The organism is Nodularia sp. LEGE 04288, assembly GCF_963896525.1.
Taxonomy (GTDB): Bacteria; Cyanobacteriota; Cyanobacteriia; order Cyanobacteriales; family Nostocaceae; genus Nodularia.
Genome location: NZ_CAWQOY010000110.1, coordinates 39,252 through 57,753, shown reverse-complemented (window position 1 = coordinate 57,753; position 18,502 = coordinate 39,252). Strand labels below are relative to the sequence as shown.

Here is an 18,502-nt window from a genome sequence, read left to right as displayed (position 1 = left end):
GTGGGGAGTGGGGAGTAGGGAGTGGGGAGGGTGTCTAAGTTTGATTATCCATTGATGTCTTAACCTTCTGGGCGGTTGCTTGATTGTAGTAATCGTCAAGAATTACAGCAGTTTTCATGTATTTAGACCACACTCTTGATTCCTCTCTGCGCCTCTGCGCCTCTGCGTGAAACAAAAAATGTAATTCATTTACCCGAAAATCGCTGTAACTGAACTTGATCACCAATTAGCCTAAAACCATGAACTTGGCTGCTGCAAAAACTCCTCTTCCGATGCAGTGGAAGTCCGTCCTAAAATGCTATTACGATGAGGAAAACGCCCGAAACGCGCAATTATTTCTTGATGAATAAATGAGTTTTCAATTGCTTTCACACTATCAGCATCATGACTCAGTTGCTGAAATAGCTTGACACCCTGACGCTGATGGGTAAGGTTTTCACTGTGTTCAAAAGGTAAATAAATAAACCAGCGTTGCACAGGCAAAAATTGGCAGTCATAGCCTTGTACAACTGCGTGTTGGGCGGCTGAAAGTGCTTCCCAGTCAGTTGCAAAGGCTTCAGGCGTACCACGAAACATATTTCGGGGAAACTGATCCAATAGTAGAATCAGTGCTAAACAGGTTTCGGCTGAATCAATCCAGTCGTCTAAATACCCTGCTGCGGCTTTTTGGTAATCACAGAGGAACTGATTGCGGATTTCCTGATCAAATTCGGCTGTTTTCTGAAACCAATTAGCCTGTGGTTTGCCATAATCAGGTGCATCTGGATAACCAAACCAAAATTCCAAAATTGTTTTTGCCTGTGACATTACCTTTATTGAACCTTACATAAAACTTGTCGCATTTTACGCATATTTGCAGGCAATTCAAAATTCATGGCTTGTTGAATGAAAATTGAAGGCATGGGGATATTAGGCGTAGCTTTGACTTGATATGCCAACAAAGTGCCATCGCCAAAATCTTTTAAATCTAAAATGGCTGCAAAGTCAACAAAAGTTCCTTTTTGCATCCGGAATTCAATTTGTTGCCCTAGTAATTCTACAACCTCAAGATAGATTTCCATTTGAACTGTAAAAAATAAAAAGGTTTTTTGTGCTACTTGATACAGTTGTTTGACTTCACCTCTGGATAAAACTTCGCTTTTGGTGACATCAGGAAAATACTGTACCCAACGAGGGTAATCAGTTAATTGTTGCCATACTTGCGATCGCAACAGCGGTAAATACATACAAGCGGTCACAGATCCACCCCAGGCTGTATGGGATTGCGTTTGCAACAAAATTTCACCCTGCATCAACGACGATTGCTTTTCGTGACTCCAAGGCATATTCAAACCTTTAATAATCGAGTCTGAGAGATGAAACGCAGACATATTAATTTCAGTTACTCCTCAAGTTCTCCCACTGTCAGCCCTGAAACTGCGAACCACTTAGATAGGATTGAGTCCAACCAACTAAATTCTAGTTCCATTGCTATATTGCCTAAACCAATCATTTTTAGGGAATTATTCCGGAATTATACTGTAAAAACTGTATTTGTTATCACTTTTTATTAAAAGCATAACTTAGTGAGCTTTAAAATAACACTACTTCTGGAGCAAAATCGGGCATTGCAACAGCTAGAATATTGACACTCCCCGCGATAAATCGATGGGGATTCTTGGCTCAACGAAACCACTTAACCTAGAGTCCTTGCGTCATCTAGACCAGAGGTGGGATTCTCCCCAAGCGTTAATTCGGGTATGCCCTACCCTATTTGCATCATTAGTGCAAGTCCTGTTTTGTTTGAAACAATTGGTTTCAAAATACTGATTCGTGTTTCGACTTCGCTCAACACAAGTCTAGCCCCTATGAATCTTTTACCTACTGCTAGGAGGAAACTAGAACAATGCAGTAGAACCGCATAGATTCAATTATCTTGGCGAAGCCTCTCCCTTTGGGAGAAGGTTCAGTGCTTTGTCTTTCGACGGCTAGGTTTTTTAAGTGGTTGATTACCTTTCCACTACAATTACTATAGCAGCATATTGCTACACTCATAAATTGAAAGCCGTCGTAAAACAACGGGGCTTTATACCCAATTTTTCGGTAATCTTGATTTGAGAGGGCAATTAAGTGAATCAATCTTCTTTAAATCGGACATTAACCCAAATTTTTGGCGTTCTTCTCGGCATTGGGCTAGCCGTCTGGGTGCTGAGAGGTTTTGGCATTTTGACGTTTATTCCAGGTGGAGTTATTGGACTATTATTGCTAGGGGCGATCGCCATCGGGATTATTAGCTATGTCCAAAGAACCTGGTGGCGCTTGTAGTCTCAGTATATAAAACAAGACAAAACGATGGAAAAGTATGTATGTAGTGTTTGCGGCTACGAATATGACCCCGAAATTGGTGATCCTGATAGCGGTATAGCCCCAGGAACACCCTTTGAAGATATCCCAGAGGATTGGGTCTGTCCAGTTTGCGGCGCGACAAAAGATTTATTTGAACTGTTAGAACTGTGAAAATAACGGCTAGCCTAGAAGTAGGTATTGATATATAGAGACGTTTTTTAATTTGCTGCCGTTAAACATTGTAGTTATTGGGGGTGGGGCGGCCGGATTTTTTGGCGCGATCGCTTGTGCTAAAGTTAATCCTCACGCCCAAGTCACGTTACTCGAAGCTAGTCGTCAACCACTGGCGAAAGTCCTAATTTCCGGTGGAGGACGCTGTAACGTCACTCACGCTTGCTTTGAACCAGAGAGATTAGTCCTAAATTACCCCAGAGGTGGAAAAGCTCTGCGGGGTGCTTTTAGCCGCTTTCAAGCTCAAGATACAGTCGCTTGGTTTACAGACCACGGTGTACATCTGAAAACAGAAGCCGATGGGCGGATGTTTCCCATTACAGATAATTCCGAAACCATAGTGGAATGTCTAATTAAAGCCACAGCCAAATTTGGGGTAGAATTACGCCTGGGAACACCAGTAGTGTCCGTCAAAAAAGTTAACCCAGAAGCAGGATTTGAAATTCTGTTGAAATCGGGAGAAACGAAAAAGTGCGATCGCCTACTCTTAGCCACAGGAAGCAACCCTGTGGGTTATAAAATTGCCAGGGACTTTGGTCATCACATCGAACCCCCTGTACCGTCTTTATTTACCTTTAATATTCCCGACCCCAATCTCAGAGCATTGGCTGGCGTGAGTGTTCCGACTGTGCAGTTACGGTTAGCTGGTACAGGAAAACCCCCACTCGAACAAACTGGACCATTATTAATTACCCACTGGGGTATGAGTGGCCCGGCTGTCCTCAAACTTTCGGCTTGGGGTGCGAGATTTCTCCACGAAAACCGCTATCAAGCCACATTATTAGTCAATTGGCTCCCTGATTTCAGCGCCGAACAAGGGCGACAAAAAATCTTAGCCGTCAAAACACAATGGGGCCAAAAAGCGATCGCCTTGCATCGCGGCGTTGATCTACCCCACCGCCTTTGGCAATACATTGTAGACCGTGCAGGTATTACCACAGAAGAGCGGTGGGCAGAAATATCCAACAAAAAATTAAATCAGCTAGTGCAAGAACTGACTCAAGGAGAATACTTAATCAAAGGAAAAGGAGTGTTTAAAGAAGAATTTGTCACCTGCGGCGGTGTCAACCTCAAACAAGTCAACTTTAAGACAATGGAGAGTAAGTTAATTCCTGGTCTTTACTTTGCCGGAGAAATTTTAGATATTGATGGCATTACCGGTGGTTTTAACTTCCAAAGTGCTTGGACTACCTCATATTTAGCTGGCAACGCCATGAGTAGCTAAAATCGTATAAATAAATACATAGAATTAGGCAATATTGTACTCAAAATGTCAAAATATCCTAATTTTATGAGTATTACGTTTTTACACATCATTGTGTTTTTGACATACCTCCTCTTCTTGAAGGAGAGAGGATTCCTTAACGCTTCATTGGGTCGATGCTCCCGAAATAGTCTTACCATCCCTCGACGTTCGTTTAAAGTCTCCCAATGCCCTCTGGCGACTATATTCTAATATTACCAGAAAGCCGTCCTAAAAGGACGGGGCTTGTATCCCATTATTTTCGGTCAAAATATCTAGGACTTACGCACTGTATAAATTTCTGATTTTGTGAGTTAACGGAAATAGGACATTTCAGGCTTTTATCAATACATCCCTGAATCAATAGCGTAGACTTAGCCCGCCCCAGGCATCGCCTAAAAAGTGTGGGAAAATCAAGGTTTAATGCCTAAAATCCATACCCCCTATTTGGTTTGTCCTGTCAATGCGTAAGTCCTAATATCCATCATATTCAAATATAAAGTTTTAGTAAATGTTACATAAAGATTGAATATTTGTATAAACTTTACTTTGCAGTAATATTAGGATAAGACTTAGATTGTATCTTGCACCTCTCCGTAGTGAACCAGAAACCGTAAACAGATGGGCGATATAACTACCTAATTTTTATGGTCTTTTTTCGCTAAATCAAGGTTTGGGTTTAATACTGAGTAACTAAATTAAATCGCTAATTTTTATGAGTGCAAGATGTGATTTAGGTAATAAAAATCTACATTTTCTGAACTTGACCGCTAACATCAGGTAATTTGTACATCAGTACAATTGTGTAATCTACTGTTTCTGGAGGAGATGTGCCCTGTAAATGAGATATTAAATCTCCATCTAAACCTATTTTGTTGATGCAATATCAGTAAAACACAGTTTGACTTACAGTGTTGTAAAAATTTGTAAAGCTGTGATATCTGCATCCACTAATTTTCATAATCACTACTTTCTGCTCAGACAAAAATAGAATTTTTGTGCAGACATTTACTGGTTGAGAAAAAAAGTTTGGTATCTTATTGAACCTTAAGAGTAAAAAAAATTTCACAACACCGTGTTATGAGGTGCTGAAATCGAGCATTTTCCATAGATTGTATTTAACATAGCCAACTTAGATCCAGTGTTAACGAACTATGAACAATCAAAGTATTAAAGTTGATAAATTGAACGAAGCTGCACTAGATTTACGTGCGCCTGTACGCCTGAGACTACGGAAAGGCTCATGGTCGCTGCGATTGATCACACTGATATCGTTAGATTACATTTTTCTATTCGTTGCTTGGACATTAGCTGAATATTATACTGCCTCAGAGCCTTCTCTTTGGTATACAAATGAATACTACTTACCAAACTTAATAACAATATTAATTCAAATAGGTACACTATGTTTGGAAGGTAATTATCAAACCGGGCGAAAACGTTATGACTATTGGAATATTATCAAAAGCCTGACTTTTGCACATGGATTAATCATATTAATCCACTTTCTGCACGAATCATCTGTAGAACTTACTACTTCAGAATTGATATATTCTTGGTTATTCAGCTTATTTTTTGTCTACATTGGTAGATTAGGAATAGCTGTTACAGTCAACTATTTTCGCCAAATCAAATTATTAGGACGGAATGCAGTTTTTATCATCTGTAATTCTCAAGATAATGAACAAATAATTAGTCTACTAAACAAAGAAAATAAATACATCATTCGGGGCATAGAAGCTCCCAAAGCCTTAGATAGATCCTATCGCCAAAACACTGTAGAAAAGCTGAAAGAATTAGGTGTCACAGAAGTTTTTATTTCTTGGGATGCTATCAAAAATAGAATGTTTTTATACTGGTTATTTGAAGTTGATGGTATAACCGTACACATTTTACCAATGGAATTAAAACGAATTCATCGAAAAGTCGATTTTCAAAAAATAGGTGGAATGACTTGTATAAATTTTCCTTGTGCAGTTATTACAGGGAAAGATTTTTGGATCAAGCGAACTTTTGATTTTTGTTTTACTGCTTTATTCCTCATGTTCACATTTCCCATTTATATAGCAATATCTCTAGCTATAAAAATGGATTCCCCCGGTTCGATATTTTATAGACAGACTCGTGTAGGTTTACATGGACAAACATTCCAAGTATGGAAGTTCCGTACTATGAGGGCTGATGCAGAAAAATTACAAAAAGAACTAGAAGCTTTAAATGAAACAAAAGATGGTATCCTCTTTAAAATAAAAGAAGATCCTCGCATTACTCATATAGGTAAATTTCTGCGTCGTTATAGTTTGGATGAATTGCCTCAACTCTTTAACGTTTTATGCGGGGAGATGAGTCTAGTTGGTCCTCGCCCTTTACCAACTAGAGATGTCGATAATTTTTCTGAAAGCCATTTTATTCGTCATGAAGTTTTACCTGGAATTACCGGACTATGGCAAGTTTCCGGACGTTCAGATATGCTCGATTTTGAGCAAGTCATAAATCTTGATATTAGCTACATTGAAAATTGGTCACTGCGATTAGATTTTGAAATTTTGCTCAAAACAATTAGCGTTGTTTTAAAAAAAGAAGGAGCATATTAAAAATAGGCACAAAAAAATATGAAACCTGACGTATCTGTGATTATTCCGGCATATAACACTGAAACTTATATTGCCCAATCAATAGAGTCTGTATTATTACAAACTCTGAATAACATTGAAATTATTGTTGTAATGGAAAACAGGGTTTGCATCTGGGGTTATCAAAGCCCTTGTTCAAACGAAATTTTTTAATTCAAAATGGTATTCAGTATGATGAGAAGCTAGATATAGCTGAAGATTTTTGGTTAGACTTAAAGTGCTTAATTGATGGCGCACGCTTTGTACTTGTACCTGAACCATATTATTTCTATCGCTCCCGGTCAGGTTCTTTAGTATCCTCAAGTCCCAGAAAAAATCTTGAGAAATCTTGTCATAAAATTGAAAAATTCATTAGAGAAGAGGATGCAGTTCACAGTTATCCTAATTTATTTCGAGCTTTGTCCAAAAGTTTTACAGTCTTCAAAAGAAACTTAGCTTATTACCGTGTAGTTGAACCGCTAAAGCAAAAAAAATGGTTATCTGCCTTGATTCAGATGGTATACAACCCCTATTTTTTTATCCACGTTTTCTTTCAAATCCCAGGGATAATTGACCGCAGAATTCAATATTATTTATTGGGAAATAAATCAGCATTGAAATTGCTGTATCATGCCAAAAAAAAACCTGGAAAACCTAAAATTAATAAGTCAATAAATTAAATAATGGGACAAAAAAAGCTCCTAAAAAATTCATTGTCACTTTTAGTAAATCGTTTAACACAGGGATTTACAACTTTCGTAATTAGTGCAGCCATAGCTCGTAATCTAGGCGCTCATGTACTAGGGCAATACTTACTAGCAATCAGCTACTACTACATTTTTGTCAACCTCTTTTCCCAAGGACTTAAAACCTTATTTACCAGAGAACTAGCTCGCAATCCCACAGAAACGCCTGTTTATCTGGTTAGTGGTTCTATATTGCAGTTAATTTTCAGCATCATTGGTTATGTATTACTAGTTATTGTTGTATTCTTATTACCCTATGCTTCTGATACTTCAGTTATTTGCTATATTCTGGGCTTAACTATCGTGCCTTTTGCGCTTTCTAACATCACAGAAGCGATTTTTCAAGCTCAAGAAAGAATGTACCTAATAGCTGTATCTACAGTACCAGTTTACATACTGCGTTTAGTAGCCATGCTTTGGGTAATGCAATTGAATTATGGCATTAAACATATTGCTGGAATCTTGGTAATTTCAGAATTTTTGATTCTGGCGATAGAATGGCTGTTGCTAATTAAAATAGTTAAACCAAAGTGGCAAATTAGTCCAAATTTCATGTGGAATACCACCAAGAATGCTAGAACATTTTTTGCTATTGAAGGTATAGGAATTATTGCCAGTAAGACCGATGTACTTATCATATCTCTTTTAGGTAGCGAGTTGTTCGTAGGTCTTTATGGTGCAGTAGGACAACTGATGCAACCCTTCTTTATTATTGCTAGTAGTTTAATGTTGGCAGCATTTCCTGGTATGTCAAAAGCAGTAGATTTAGGACGTGAACAGCAGCGCCAAGTGACTGAAAATATTATTGAAATGCTACTTTGTATGGCGTTACCTTTTTTAGTAGGGCTATTATTTTTTGGCAATGAATTGCTAATATTTGTTTATCAAGAAGAAAATTTTCTCCAGGCAAATGTAATTTTACGGATTATTTCGCTAACACTTATTACATCCATATTTTCTCGAACCTTCAGCTATGTACTGATTGCTAATGGATTTGAGAAATTTAACCTCATAGAAGTAGTTGTCACAACTGTTGTTGGTGGATTGGCAGGTATAGTATTGGTTTCTCAATTTAAATTAGTCGGTGCAGCATTCATGAGTTGGGTAATGGCTTTTACTAACCTGAGCTTACTTATGTATGCTGTATATAGTCGGCTATTTTCATTGCGTTTATGGCGGGTTTTTCGTCGCCCATTAATCATCTGTGGATTAATGTCTATTGTTCTATTTGTCCTGAAAAATCTGAGTTTAAATTTCTTAATAACTCTGATAATCGCCACTTCTTTTTATCTTGTATTTGCTAGTTTAATTGCTATTTATGCACTTGGAGGTTACCTTTCTACGTGGCAGAAAATTTCAAATGCATGGAATAAAACTGTACCTAAAAGATGAAATTACTAATTATTAAATATAAAACTATACCATTTCCATATGAAGACCCATAGAAAGAACCCCATGAACTGCGGAAACTCTCCTGATCCCTACAGCCCTTTTCCTAAAGGAGACACTACGTGAAGGTAATTGGAGGTTGGGAGGGGTCAAAATAATGTGCAGTATGGCTACGCCACGCCAAATATTACAGAAACTTCGTGTTAGATGATACATAAAAAAATGAAAATTTGTTTATTGCATTTTGGTTTTGATGAATACAGTATACAATTGGCAAATAGCTTAGCCGAATACATTGATTTGAATCTAATTCAAACCGAAAAAGTGTCAGCCATAAGTAAAGATATTTTAGATCCACGCATCCGTGTATTTCGGTTAAAAAAACCCCGTACTCGTGATCCGCGCAATCTACTTGTAATGAATAAAATGATGCACCTCATTAGAGAGGTACAACCGGATGTACTGCACGTTCAGGAGACTAACGAACCTTGGTATGACTTGACGCTGTTGCTAAACAAAATGCCACCTTTAGTTACTACTATTCACGACGTATTCCGTCACCCAGGCGATCGCGATCTGATCCCAGGTTCCGAGTATACGCGCAGAATAGCTTTCTATCGTTCTCAGCAGCTAATTGTCCACTCTAAATTGCTTAAGGACGTTCTAACACAACAATTCCGCTTACCTGAAAAACGAATTAATGTTCTGCCCCATGGAGAACTTGGCACTCTGTTTCAACACTGGGCAGATGATACAGTATATCCTCGCGAACCTTACACACTGCTATTTTTCGGACGCATTTGGCCTTATAAAGGTTTGAAATATTTATTGCAAGCCATGCCTCTGGTTGCTGAACGTATTCCCGAAGTCAAGTTAATTATTGCAGGACGGGGAGAAAATATCGATCAACTCTTGAATTATTGGGATAGAACACGCTGCGAAGTTTTACACAATTTTATCCCTGTTGAAGCTGTCGCAGCTTTATTTAAGCGCAGTGCGGCAGTAGTTCTGCCCTATATTGAATCTTCCCAAAGTGGAGTAGCGGCAATTGCCTATGCTATGGGAACGCCAGTTATTGCATCCAATATCGGCGGTTTAGGGGAAATGATTCGACACGAACAAGATGGTCTGCTTGTGCCACCTCAAGATATTCATGCTTTGGCTAATGCGATCATTCGGCTGTTGAGTGATTCTAACTTGCAACACAAGATGCAGAAAGGAGCATTGGCTCGCTGTCAAGAAGATTTGAATTGGTCAAATATTGCTGCTCAAACTGTAGAGGTTTACAGTAAAGCCATCACCAGCAAAAATACCCCACAATTTGGCTGATGAAAAAAAATCTGTTATTTGCCGAAAAAGCTTTTACAGTTCTATCGTTATTACATTATTCTGGCGGGCCATTAGTTGTGATCGCGGCAGGAGGTATGAGCGAAGGAGATGGATCAGGAGGATCTGCTGATTTTGCCGTGGTTCAGTTGGTCTTTTTAGTGATTTATCTGGTTACCTTTTGTTTACTTGTCTTGCGTTGGAAAAAAGTAATTAATGTCATAACTAAAGATGGGTTGATATGGGCCTTGGTCATCCTGGCTCTGTTCTCCATTTTTTGGTCTGATGTGCCGAATCTCACTAGAACCCGTAGTATAGCCCTTTTTGGGACAACTCTTTTTTCACTTTACTTAGCCAGTCGCTACACTTTAAAAGAGCAGTTGCAACTTCTAGCATGGACATTTGGTATAGCTATATTCGCAAGTTGTGTATTTATTCTAGGATTGCCAAAATACGGGCGAATGACTGGAGTTCATTGGGGAGCTTGGCGGGGAATTTATTATCATAAAAATGTTCTGGGCAAAGTCATGGCTCCCAGTGTATTTGTGTTTTTATTAATGGCGTTGGAAACACAAAAAAGAAGGAACTTTTATTTGTTCATGAGCATTTTATCAATCTTCTTAATCATCAGGTCAGGCTCATCATCCCCACTAGGGAATGTTTTTATCATGACCTTGGTATTATCTTTAGTTCGTGTTGTCCGGTGGCGATATGATTATATGATTCCGGGCTTAGTTGCTCTTGTCACACTAAGCACAATCTTACAAATATTTTTGCAGAGTAATGCAGAAGCTATCGCAGCTTTATTCGGTAAAGATTTAACGCTAACTGGTCGAACAAATATGTGGCCATATATCTTTGATAAAATTTGGGAACGTCCTTGGTTGGGTTATGGATTTGGTGCTTTCTGGTTAGGCTTACAGGGTCACTCTGCCTATGTCTGGTACGGAGCTGGTTGGAAATCTCCAAACAGCCATAATGGTTATTTCGATCTCTTGCTAGAGTTGGGATTCGTAGGCTTATCAATATATCTGGTCGGATTTTTCACGAGTTTATGGAAGGGACTAAATTATCTCCGATTCGTTAAAACTCCTGATGGCTTTTGGCCAGTAATATATCTCATATATATTGTCCTAGCCAATTTTACAGAAAGTACATTAATTATCCAAAACGATTTTTTCTTGGTAATTCAATTCTCAATATTCTTTGGATTACGCGTACCTCAATCACCAGTAATTGACTCTGGTTTAACGCAGGAAATACCAGGAGTTAGAGATAACAAAAAGAAATTTAAAAATACTCTATATAAATAATTATGTTGCCAAAAAATATGGATATGACTAATAACAATCCACCAGAAAGAATTAGAGTATTAATGCTTGGTGCTAGTCTCGATATCCAGGGAGGAATTACATCAGTTGAAAAACTAATTCTCGATCATCTACCTCCAGAATTACAAGTTCACCATGTTGGCACATTTGCCCCCGGATCTGCACGGCATAACGCTATAGTATTTATCAAAGCAATTAAGAAACTTGTGTGGGCTTTGCTGCAAGCAGAAGCTGACATAGTTCACATTCATTTTGCTGAACGAGGCAGTACTCTTCGCAAAGCAATCATTGTACTGATTTTATTAATTTTTCGCCAGCCTTTTATTCTTCATGCTCACGGTGCAACATTTCAAGAATTTTATGCTGGACTTCCTAGTTTGATACAGTATTTTTTAGGAAACTTATTTGGTAAATGTAATAAGTTTATCGCCCTATCTGAAAGTTGGAAATCTTATTATTCAAAAGTATTTCAGTTGGAAGAAAGTCAAATTACAGTCCTACATAATCCTGTGAAATTTCCATCGAATGTTCCAGATCGTCAGGGACATCCTTTGGTAAAATTTATTTTTTTGGGGCTGATTGGCAAACGTGGCGGCGCACTAGATTTAGCTAAGTCTATTATTGCTTTTCCTAAGCAAGATAAAGGAGCATTTGATTTGATTAGGGCATTGGCAGCATTGCCAGAATCAGATAAGAATTGTGCAGAATTAGTTTTGGCAGGAAATGGAGATTTAGAAATAGCTCAAAATCTCATCAAAGAACTAGGAATTGAAAACAAAATTACTATTTATGAGTGGTTAAATCCTGCACAGAGAGATGCTCTCATGGCAGAAGCAGATGCATTTGTCTTGCCTTCCTATAATGAAGGTCTTCCTATGTCAATGTTAGAGGCTATGGCTTGGGGTTTGCCTGTGATTGTAACGCCAGTTGGTGGCATCCCTGAAGTAATTGATCACAATAAAAATGGTCTCATAGTAGAACCAGGAAATCAGGAACAGTTAGTTGAAGCCATACAAATCCTCATTAGAAATCAAGCCTTAAGATATTCATTGGGAAGTGCGGCTCGTACTAGTATTGAGTACTTAGACATCAAAAATTACATGAATTCCCTGTTAGATGTGTATACATCAATAATTAAAGAAAAAACTAATTTTAGTCGCAAAAAAAAGATAATCTAATCAAATATCTACAATTTTCTCAAACTTTCCCATTATGACAATTTGGAGATAGCCCAATATGCAATCTAAACTCAAAGAGATATCGCCCTTAGAACATCGTTATATTCTCGGTATGCGTGTGGATGCTACTAGCTACAAAGACGCAACTGAAAGAATTTTAGCTTGGGCTGAAAAAAAACAGAGCAAATGTGTTTGTCTTGCTAACGTCCACATGACGATGGAAACCTTTGATAACCCCAAATTTGCTCAAACAGTTAACAGTGCTGATTTGGTTGCGCCGGATGGGATGCCTTTAGTATGGGCTTTAGGATCTCTCGGTGTCAAAGAAACATCGCGAGTTTACGGTCCGACTCTCACCTTATATGTGTGTGAAGCGGCAACATTGATGAATATTTCCATTGCTCTTTATGGGGGTACACCAGAAAGTTTAGCTGCATTTGCTGGATTTTTAGAAAAAAAGTTTCGGGGGATTAATATTGTTTGCCAAATTTCACCGCCTTTCCGTAAATTGAGTCCAGAAGAAGATGCTGCTTACACCCGCCAAATTGCTGAATCAGGAGCGCAAATTCTGTTTGTAGGTATTGGCTGTCCTCGACAAGAATTGTGGATTGCGGAACATAAAGATCAGATTCCAGCCGTGATGCTAGGTGTCGGTGCTGCTTTTGATTTTCATTCTGGTCGTGTGAAGCAGGCTCCAATGTGGATGCAAAAAATAGGTTTAGAGTGGTTATTTAGGCTGATCATGGAACCAAGACGCTTATGGAAACGCTATTTTTTGCATAATCCTCGTTATATCTTATTTTTTACGATTCAATTGATTGGTAGTTGGCTGGGACTATAATAATAGTATCCTAAGAAAAAATTGTCTGATGCTTGATTTTAGAACCTAAGTGCTAAAAATTTTATGCAATCCAGAGAAACAGTAGATATACACTTAAGCAAATATTTATCTAGCTTGAAACGTCATAGGTGGCTAGGATTAGGTATATTGGCTGCAACAGTTGCGGCTAGTGTATTAATGACCACCTTAGTGAAGCCATCCTATGTAGCAGAAGGAAAACTTATATTCAAAGCTCCCCCTAAAATAGTAGGAGCAAACCTGCTTGGTGGCACAGATAATGATGGTAATTTGAAGTCTGTTGTATCTAGCCAGAATCCCATCAATACAGAAATAGAGGTGATTTTTTCACCTGCTATTTTGCAAAAAGTATTAGACGATTTGCAACTAACAGACGATAAAGGAGAACGATTGAAAATAGAGGACCTCCAGAGATCTCTGTCATTAAGAATTATTGGGGGAACGGATGTTTTAAGTCTGACATATCAAAGTAAAGACCCGGAAGCAGCGGCGGCAGTAGTTAATAAATTGATGAATGTTTATATAGAAAATGATATCCTTACCAGTAGAGCCGAAGCAAAAGAAACTCGACAGTTTATTGCCAAAGAATTACCTCAAAATGAAGCTGCTGTACGAAAAGCTGAATTAGCACTACGTGAATTTAAAGAAAAAAATAAAGTTGTCAACCTATCACAAGAATCTAATTCAGCAATAGAGTTAATGACTAATTTAGATAGTCAGATTGCTAATATTCGGTCGGATTTAGACCAGGTAATTGCCCAGAGAAATGCTCTGAGTAATCAAGTAGCTCTGAATGAGGAGCAGGCACTCAATGTGATTCTTTTAAGTCAATCACCCGCAGTGCAAGGAATTATGGCACAACTTCAAGAGATAGAGCGAAAGTTAGCAACTGAAGGTAGTCGATTCCAAAATGAAAACCCCTCAATTATTTTACTAGAAGAGCAAAAAACTAACTTAGAGTCCCTTCTGCAAGAACAAATTGAACAGACTATTGGTAGTCAAATATCAGTTTCCCAAGGACTATTGCAAATTGGTGAACTTAAACAAAATCTGATTAGCGATTTTTTGGCAGCAGAAGTGCAACGCTTAAGTTTAGCCAAAAAACTAGATTCCCTGTATAGTTCTCGTAAAATCTACGAAAATAGAATAGAAATAATCCCCCAGTTAAAAGAAAAAGAAAATCAGCTAGAACAGGCAGTTGAATTAGCTCAATTTACATATCAAGCTCTATTAAAACAGTTTCAAGAGTTAAAGTTATCAGCCAATAAAAATACATCGATTGCCCGGATCATTGTTCACGCTTTAGTTCCCGAAAAGTCATCATCAGGGACGAAATTATTAATTGTGATTATCGGCTTCCTCTTCGGGACGTTTTTGTCAATTACGACGATTTTATTGCTGGAAATGAGAGATAGGTCTCTCAAAACAATTCAGGAAATCAGAGAGATATTTGGATATACATTGCTGGGAATTATTCCCTTAGTTGGTAAAAAAGCACGTCCCCATAATCGAGATGTGGAATCAAAGATTCCAGAGATTCCTGTGAGGGATACACCCCACTCTCTCACAAGCGAAATGTACCGGATGATTCAAGCGAATCTGAGATTTTTGAGTTCAGATAAAGTGCTAAAAACTATTGTGGTGACTAGTGCAGTTCCACAAGAAGGTAAGTCTACAGTTTCAGCTAATTTAGCAGCAGCGATCGCTCAACTAGGTCGTCGAGTGTTACTAATTGATGCAGATATGCGCGTCCCTTCTCAGCATCATATTTGGCAATTAACCAATGCAGCAGGTTTGAGTGAAGTACTTGTTGGTCAGGCTGAGTTTAAAACTGCTGCGTGTAAGGTAATGGATGGTCTTGATATCTTAACTGCTGGAGTGAGACCTCCCAATCCGCTAGCTTTGCTTGATTCTAAACGAATGGCATCTTTAATCAATAGTTTTTCAGCCGAGTATGACTTTGTAATTCTTGATGCTCCTCCTATGCTGATTGCCGCCGATGCTCTGACTCTCAGCCAAATGACTGACGGCATTATATTAGTTGCTCGGACTGGAGTAATTGACTCTAGTAGCGCTCATGCTGCTCAAGAGATGTTAGAGCGTTCCGGTCATAATGTCTTAGGTTTATTGGTTAATGGAGTCAGTGAAAAAAATGAATCTATTATTAATCCGTATCATGCCAAAGAATATGTTCATGTTGAAGAGTTGGCAAAATAGATGGTTTTAGCTTGAGTTATGTGGGTTAAATTTACCCCTTTTACAAATCTCTAGGAGGCAGAAATTTGTTGATAGATCAGGATTTTGCCATATAACTCAATGCTACAGTATATTTCATCTGAGTGAGGTACACAAGAGAGGGCATATTTGCCCTCCCCCACAAGACTTATCATATTTAAGATGTGTACTTCATTTACAAAGTACTATATCTCTTGAACTAGAACTGATATTCGTATGCGCCTCTATCGTATCGATTGCCAGAAGGACGAGACTTGCCTAATAAATCCGTTTTCAAACCAGTCCAAGAGTAACCAGTGTTGATCGCTGGACTCGTTGGTTTTAGTCTGAAGTCGGCAATTGAGGGATTGACGAATTGTGGGTCTGCAATAATATCCTGGGAACCAAGAACAGTTATAGCGGAAGTATTGGCATATATGTTGTAGTTATAACTGACATTATTATTGTTCCAATCCGAATTTACTTTTTTGCCAGGGTAAGCATATAAGATATTGTTCCAAATTTTGACTTCAGATGACTGATTAGCAAATATTTGCCCATCCTGAATTTCGGGACTTTGGTTGTTCAAATAAGTGGTGTTGTTAATAATGTCAACACGATCACTTAAAAAGGTATGTATACCTGAACCACCATTTTTAAATGCAACATTGTTGGCAACAATAGTTTTTCCTGTATACACACCTAGAGTCGAGCCGTTCTGTGTATTCCTGCCATCATCGATAATAATGCCATTACCATCAGTGATAGTCCCAGTCGCAATCCAGGGAATATACTGCCGATTGTTGTAAACCGTGTTGTTCGTCACAGATATGCTGTAACCGAAGCTTTGGCTATGATTCCAATTTTGATAAAATGAAATGCCACTATTGGCATAAACAGAGTACCAAGCATTATTAAAAACCTCATTATTATCTACTTTTACATAGTCCGCTTGAACTACTGCAATGCCACCACCACCGCAACCATGAACTTTGTTATTAAGAAGATTTATGTGATGAGGATGACCATTCTGTCGTCCATCAATATGGATGCAGTTGCCATTCGTTAGTGGATTATTTCCGTTACTCTTCTGACTCATGGCATACTCAAGGGTGACATTATTATTGTTCCCTTCTACTTCCAGCCCGTTGATCTCAATATACGATGCGCCATCTCTAATTAAAATTCCATTCCATCCATTGTGTTTTAGTTTCGGTGAATGTCCACTATATGCTTGAAACTTAATCCAAGCATTTGGGGTTCCTGAGCGTGTTATTAATATTACCTGCCCCCAAGGATCGGAATTTGTGTAAACTCCGTTCATAATGAGTACTGTGTCCCCAGGTTTAGTCAGATTCGCTGCTTGTTGAATTGTCCTGAAGGGTGATGAAGTAGAGAGTCCAGTATTGGTGTCGCTACCTTCACCACTGACATAATATGTTGTCGGAGCAGTAGTAGTCCAAGTCAACGTGGATCTCATTTGTTGAAAGTTAAAGAACGGTGTCGCATCTGCGAATAAAGACGGTGCTTGGAAGTTAGTTGAACTACTTAATACCAACGGAAGTAGCAGAGATGCGGTGAAACTGAAACTTTTAATTACCACGAGGAGATGACTTTTTATAAATACTGTAACTTAAAGTAACCTTGAATAAATCAGTGTGCCAACCGTGTAATCACTAACTTATCGTATTCCAAAAAATGATTCTTCGCAAAAATATAGTTTAATTACTTATACAGTATTTTTATTTATAACTCTACACGTAAGTAAACTTAAGTAAGAAATTGTACTGATGACTAAAGAAAAAAAACCTGCTTTAGATTTAAGTTTCGTTTAATCACTGATTTTCTGAGAAATTTTCCGCAAATTTACTCTTTTTATAAACACGATAATATATTTACTTATGACGTTACTTACACCAATCACTTTTAAACACACCACCATGAAATTTAGCGAAATTGTCAGTAAACTTGCCGAAACTTCCCCAGATAATTGCCTCAGCACTAGCCAAGATCAAGACCCAGAAATTACAGGTTTAGCTGCTTTAGATGAAGCTGCACTTGGTGATATGAGTTACGTGGAAGGGGCAAAATTCGCGTCTCTTGTCAGCCAGACAAACGCTAGTGTTTTAATCTTGCCTCCAGATCAAAGATTACAGTCACAAGCACAAGAACGCGGTATTGCCTGGATAGCCACGCCTGATCCGCGCCTGTTGTTTGCCCAAGCGATCGCACTTTTTTACCAACCATACCGTCCCAGTCCAGAAATTCATCCGACTGCGGTCATTCATCCCACTGCAAAAGTTGGTCACGATGTTTACATTGGCCCCCATGTAGTAATTCAGCAGGGTGTGGAAATTGGCCATGGTGCAATTATTCATCCCAATGTAGTCATTTATCCAGATGCCAAAATAGGCGATCGCACCACCTTACACGCTAACTGCACTATCCATGAACGTACCCGTATCGGTAGCGATTGCGTCATTCACAGTGGGGCTGTAATCGGTGCAGAAGGCTTTGGTTTTGTGCCTACCCGCACTGGTTGGTTGAAAATGGAACAATCTGGCTACACTGTCTTAGAAGATTATGTAGAAGTTGGCTGTAACAGTGCCATTGACCGCCCAGCCGTGGGAGAAACACGCGTAGGTAGTCATACCATCATCGACAACATGGTGCAAATAGGACACGGGTGTCAAATTGGTACTGGTTGTGCGATCGCGGGTCAGGCTGGATTAGCTGGAGGCGTGAAAGTGGGGAAGCGCGTGATCTTAGCCGGACAGTCAGGAGTTTCCAATCAAGTAAAAATTGGTGATGGTGCGATCGCATCGGCTCAAGCCGGAATTCATCATGATGTCGCACCAGGAGAAATTGTCTCTGGGATGCCAGCCGTGCCTCACAAACTATATCTCAAAGCATCTGCTATTTATCATCGTCTCCCGGAAATGTATCAATCCTTTAAACAATTACAACGCCAGTTAGGGAAAAAGTGAGTTAGAGACGCGATTCATCGCGTCCCTACAAGAAAGTGGGGAGACAAGGGAGATAACCAAT

16 protein-coding genes are annotated in these 18,502 nt (G+C 38.8%); 13 read left to right on the top strand and 3 right to left on the bottom strand.

Features of this window, described 5'->3' with window-relative positions; translation table 11 throughout:
- Positions 1-231: 231 nt before the first annotated feature.
- Entirely contained in the window at positions 232-807 is a 576-nt protein-coding gene (locus AACX33_RS12800; RefSeq protein ID WP_193997816.1) for a DUF924 family protein, read from the bottom strand.
- 5 nt (positions 808-812) lie between these two features.
- Positions 813-1,370 carry an SRPBCC family protein gene (locus AACX33_RS12795; protein ID WP_193997817.1) on the bottom strand — a complete coding sequence of 186 codons (558 nt, stop codon included), beginning with the start codon at positions 1,368-1,370 and terminating at the stop codon, positions 813-815.
- A gap of 739 nt (positions 1,371-2,109) precedes the next feature.
- Here AACX33_RS12795 and AACX33_RS12790 point away from each other — a divergent pair.
- The 12 genes from AACX33_RS12790 to AACX33_RS12740 all read left to right on the top strand — a co-directional run bounded on the left by AACX33_RS12790 (position 2,110) and on the right by AACX33_RS12740 (position 15,457).
- Positions 2,110-2,304, top strand: a complete 195-nt coding sequence (locus tag AACX33_RS12790) for a hypothetical protein (protein WP_193997818.1) — start codon at positions 2,110-2,112, stop codon at positions 2,302-2,304.
- Between the two features lie 27 nt (positions 2,305-2,331).
- Positions 2,332-2,496, top strand: a complete 165-nt coding sequence (rd, locus tag AACX33_RS12785) for a rubredoxin (protein ID WP_193997819.1) — start codon at positions 2,332-2,334, stop codon at positions 2,494-2,496.
- 52 nt (positions 2,497-2,548) lie between these two features.
- Positions 2,549-3,781: an NAD(P)/FAD-dependent oxidoreductase gene (locus AACX33_RS12780; protein ID WP_193997820.1), complete on the top strand. Its 1,233-nt coding sequence runs from the start codon at positions 2,549-2,551 to the stop codon at positions 3,779-3,781.
- A 1,172-nt stretch (positions 3,782-4,953) separates the two neighbouring features.
- A complete protein-coding gene (locus AACX33_RS12775; RefSeq protein WP_193997821.1) occupies positions 4,954-6,393 on the top strand; it encodes a sugar transferase in 1,440 nt (479 codons plus the stop codon).
- 18 nt (positions 6,394-6,411) lie between these two features.
- Positions 6,412-6,585, top strand: a complete 174-nt coding sequence (locus tag AACX33_RS26515) for a glycosyltransferase family 2 protein (protein ID WP_227789072.1) — start codon at positions 6,412-6,414, stop codon at positions 6,583-6,585.
- Positions 6,540-7,091, top strand: coding sequence for a hypothetical protein (locus tag AACX33_RS12770; protein WP_228048715.1), 552 nt, complete (start codon positions 6,540-6,542; stop codon positions 7,089-7,091). The genes AACX33_RS26515 and AACX33_RS12770 overlap by 46 nt, the downstream gene beginning before the upstream one ends.
- Positions 7,092-7,094: 3 nt before the next feature.
- Complete coding sequence (locus tag AACX33_RS12765) at positions 7,095-8,549, top strand: oligosaccharide flippase family protein (protein ID WP_193997822.1); 1,455 nt, start codon at positions 7,095-7,097, stop codon at positions 8,547-8,549.
- Between the two features lie 219 nt (positions 8,550-8,768).
- Positions 8,769-9,875: a glycosyltransferase family 4 protein gene (locus tag AACX33_RS12760; protein WP_193997823.1), complete on the top strand. Its 1,107-nt coding sequence runs from the start codon at positions 8,769-8,771 to the stop codon at positions 9,873-9,875.
- A complete protein-coding gene (locus AACX33_RS12755) occupies positions 9,875-11,185 on the top strand; it encodes an O-antigen ligase family protein (RefSeq protein WP_193997824.1) in 1,311 nt (436 codons plus the stop codon). Before AACX33_RS12760 ends, AACX33_RS12755 begins: the two co-directional genes overlap by 1 nt.
- Positions 11,186-11,208: 23 nt before the next feature.
- The gene (locus AACX33_RS12750; protein WP_227789070.1) at positions 11,209-12,381 is read left to right on the top strand and encodes a glycosyltransferase family 4 protein; all 1,173 of its coding nucleotides are present in this window, start codon (positions 11,209-11,211) and stop codon (positions 12,379-12,381) included.
- A gap of 58 nt (positions 12,382-12,439) precedes the next feature.
- On the top strand, positions 12,440-13,222 hold the full coding sequence (locus AACX33_RS12745) for a WecB/TagA/CpsF family glycosyltransferase (protein WP_193997826.1): 783 nt from the start codon (positions 12,440-12,442) through the stop codon (positions 13,220-13,222).
- 63 nt (positions 13,223-13,285) lie between these two features.
- Entirely contained in the window at positions 13,286-15,457 is a 2,172-nt protein-coding gene (locus tag AACX33_RS12740) for a GumC family protein (protein ID WP_193997827.1), read from the top strand.
- A 217-nt stretch (positions 15,458-15,674) separates the two neighbouring features.
- Here AACX33_RS12740 and AACX33_RS12735 read toward each other — a convergent pair whose 3' ends face one another.
- Positions 15,675-16,922: a right-handed parallel beta-helix repeat-containing protein gene (locus AACX33_RS12735; RefSeq protein WP_339406623.1), complete on the bottom strand. Its 1,248-nt coding sequence runs from the start codon at positions 16,920-16,922 to the stop codon at positions 15,675-15,677.
- Positions 16,923-17,394: 472 nt separating this feature from the next.
- On the opposite strand from AACX33_RS12735, the gene lpxD reads away from it, so the two are divergent.
- Entirely contained in the window at positions 17,395-18,441 is a 1,047-nt protein-coding gene (gene lpxD, locus AACX33_RS12730; protein ID WP_193998036.1) for a UDP-3-O-(3-hydroxymyristoyl)glucosamine N-acyltransferase, read from the top strand.
- Positions 18,442-18,502: the final 61 nt, after the last annotated feature.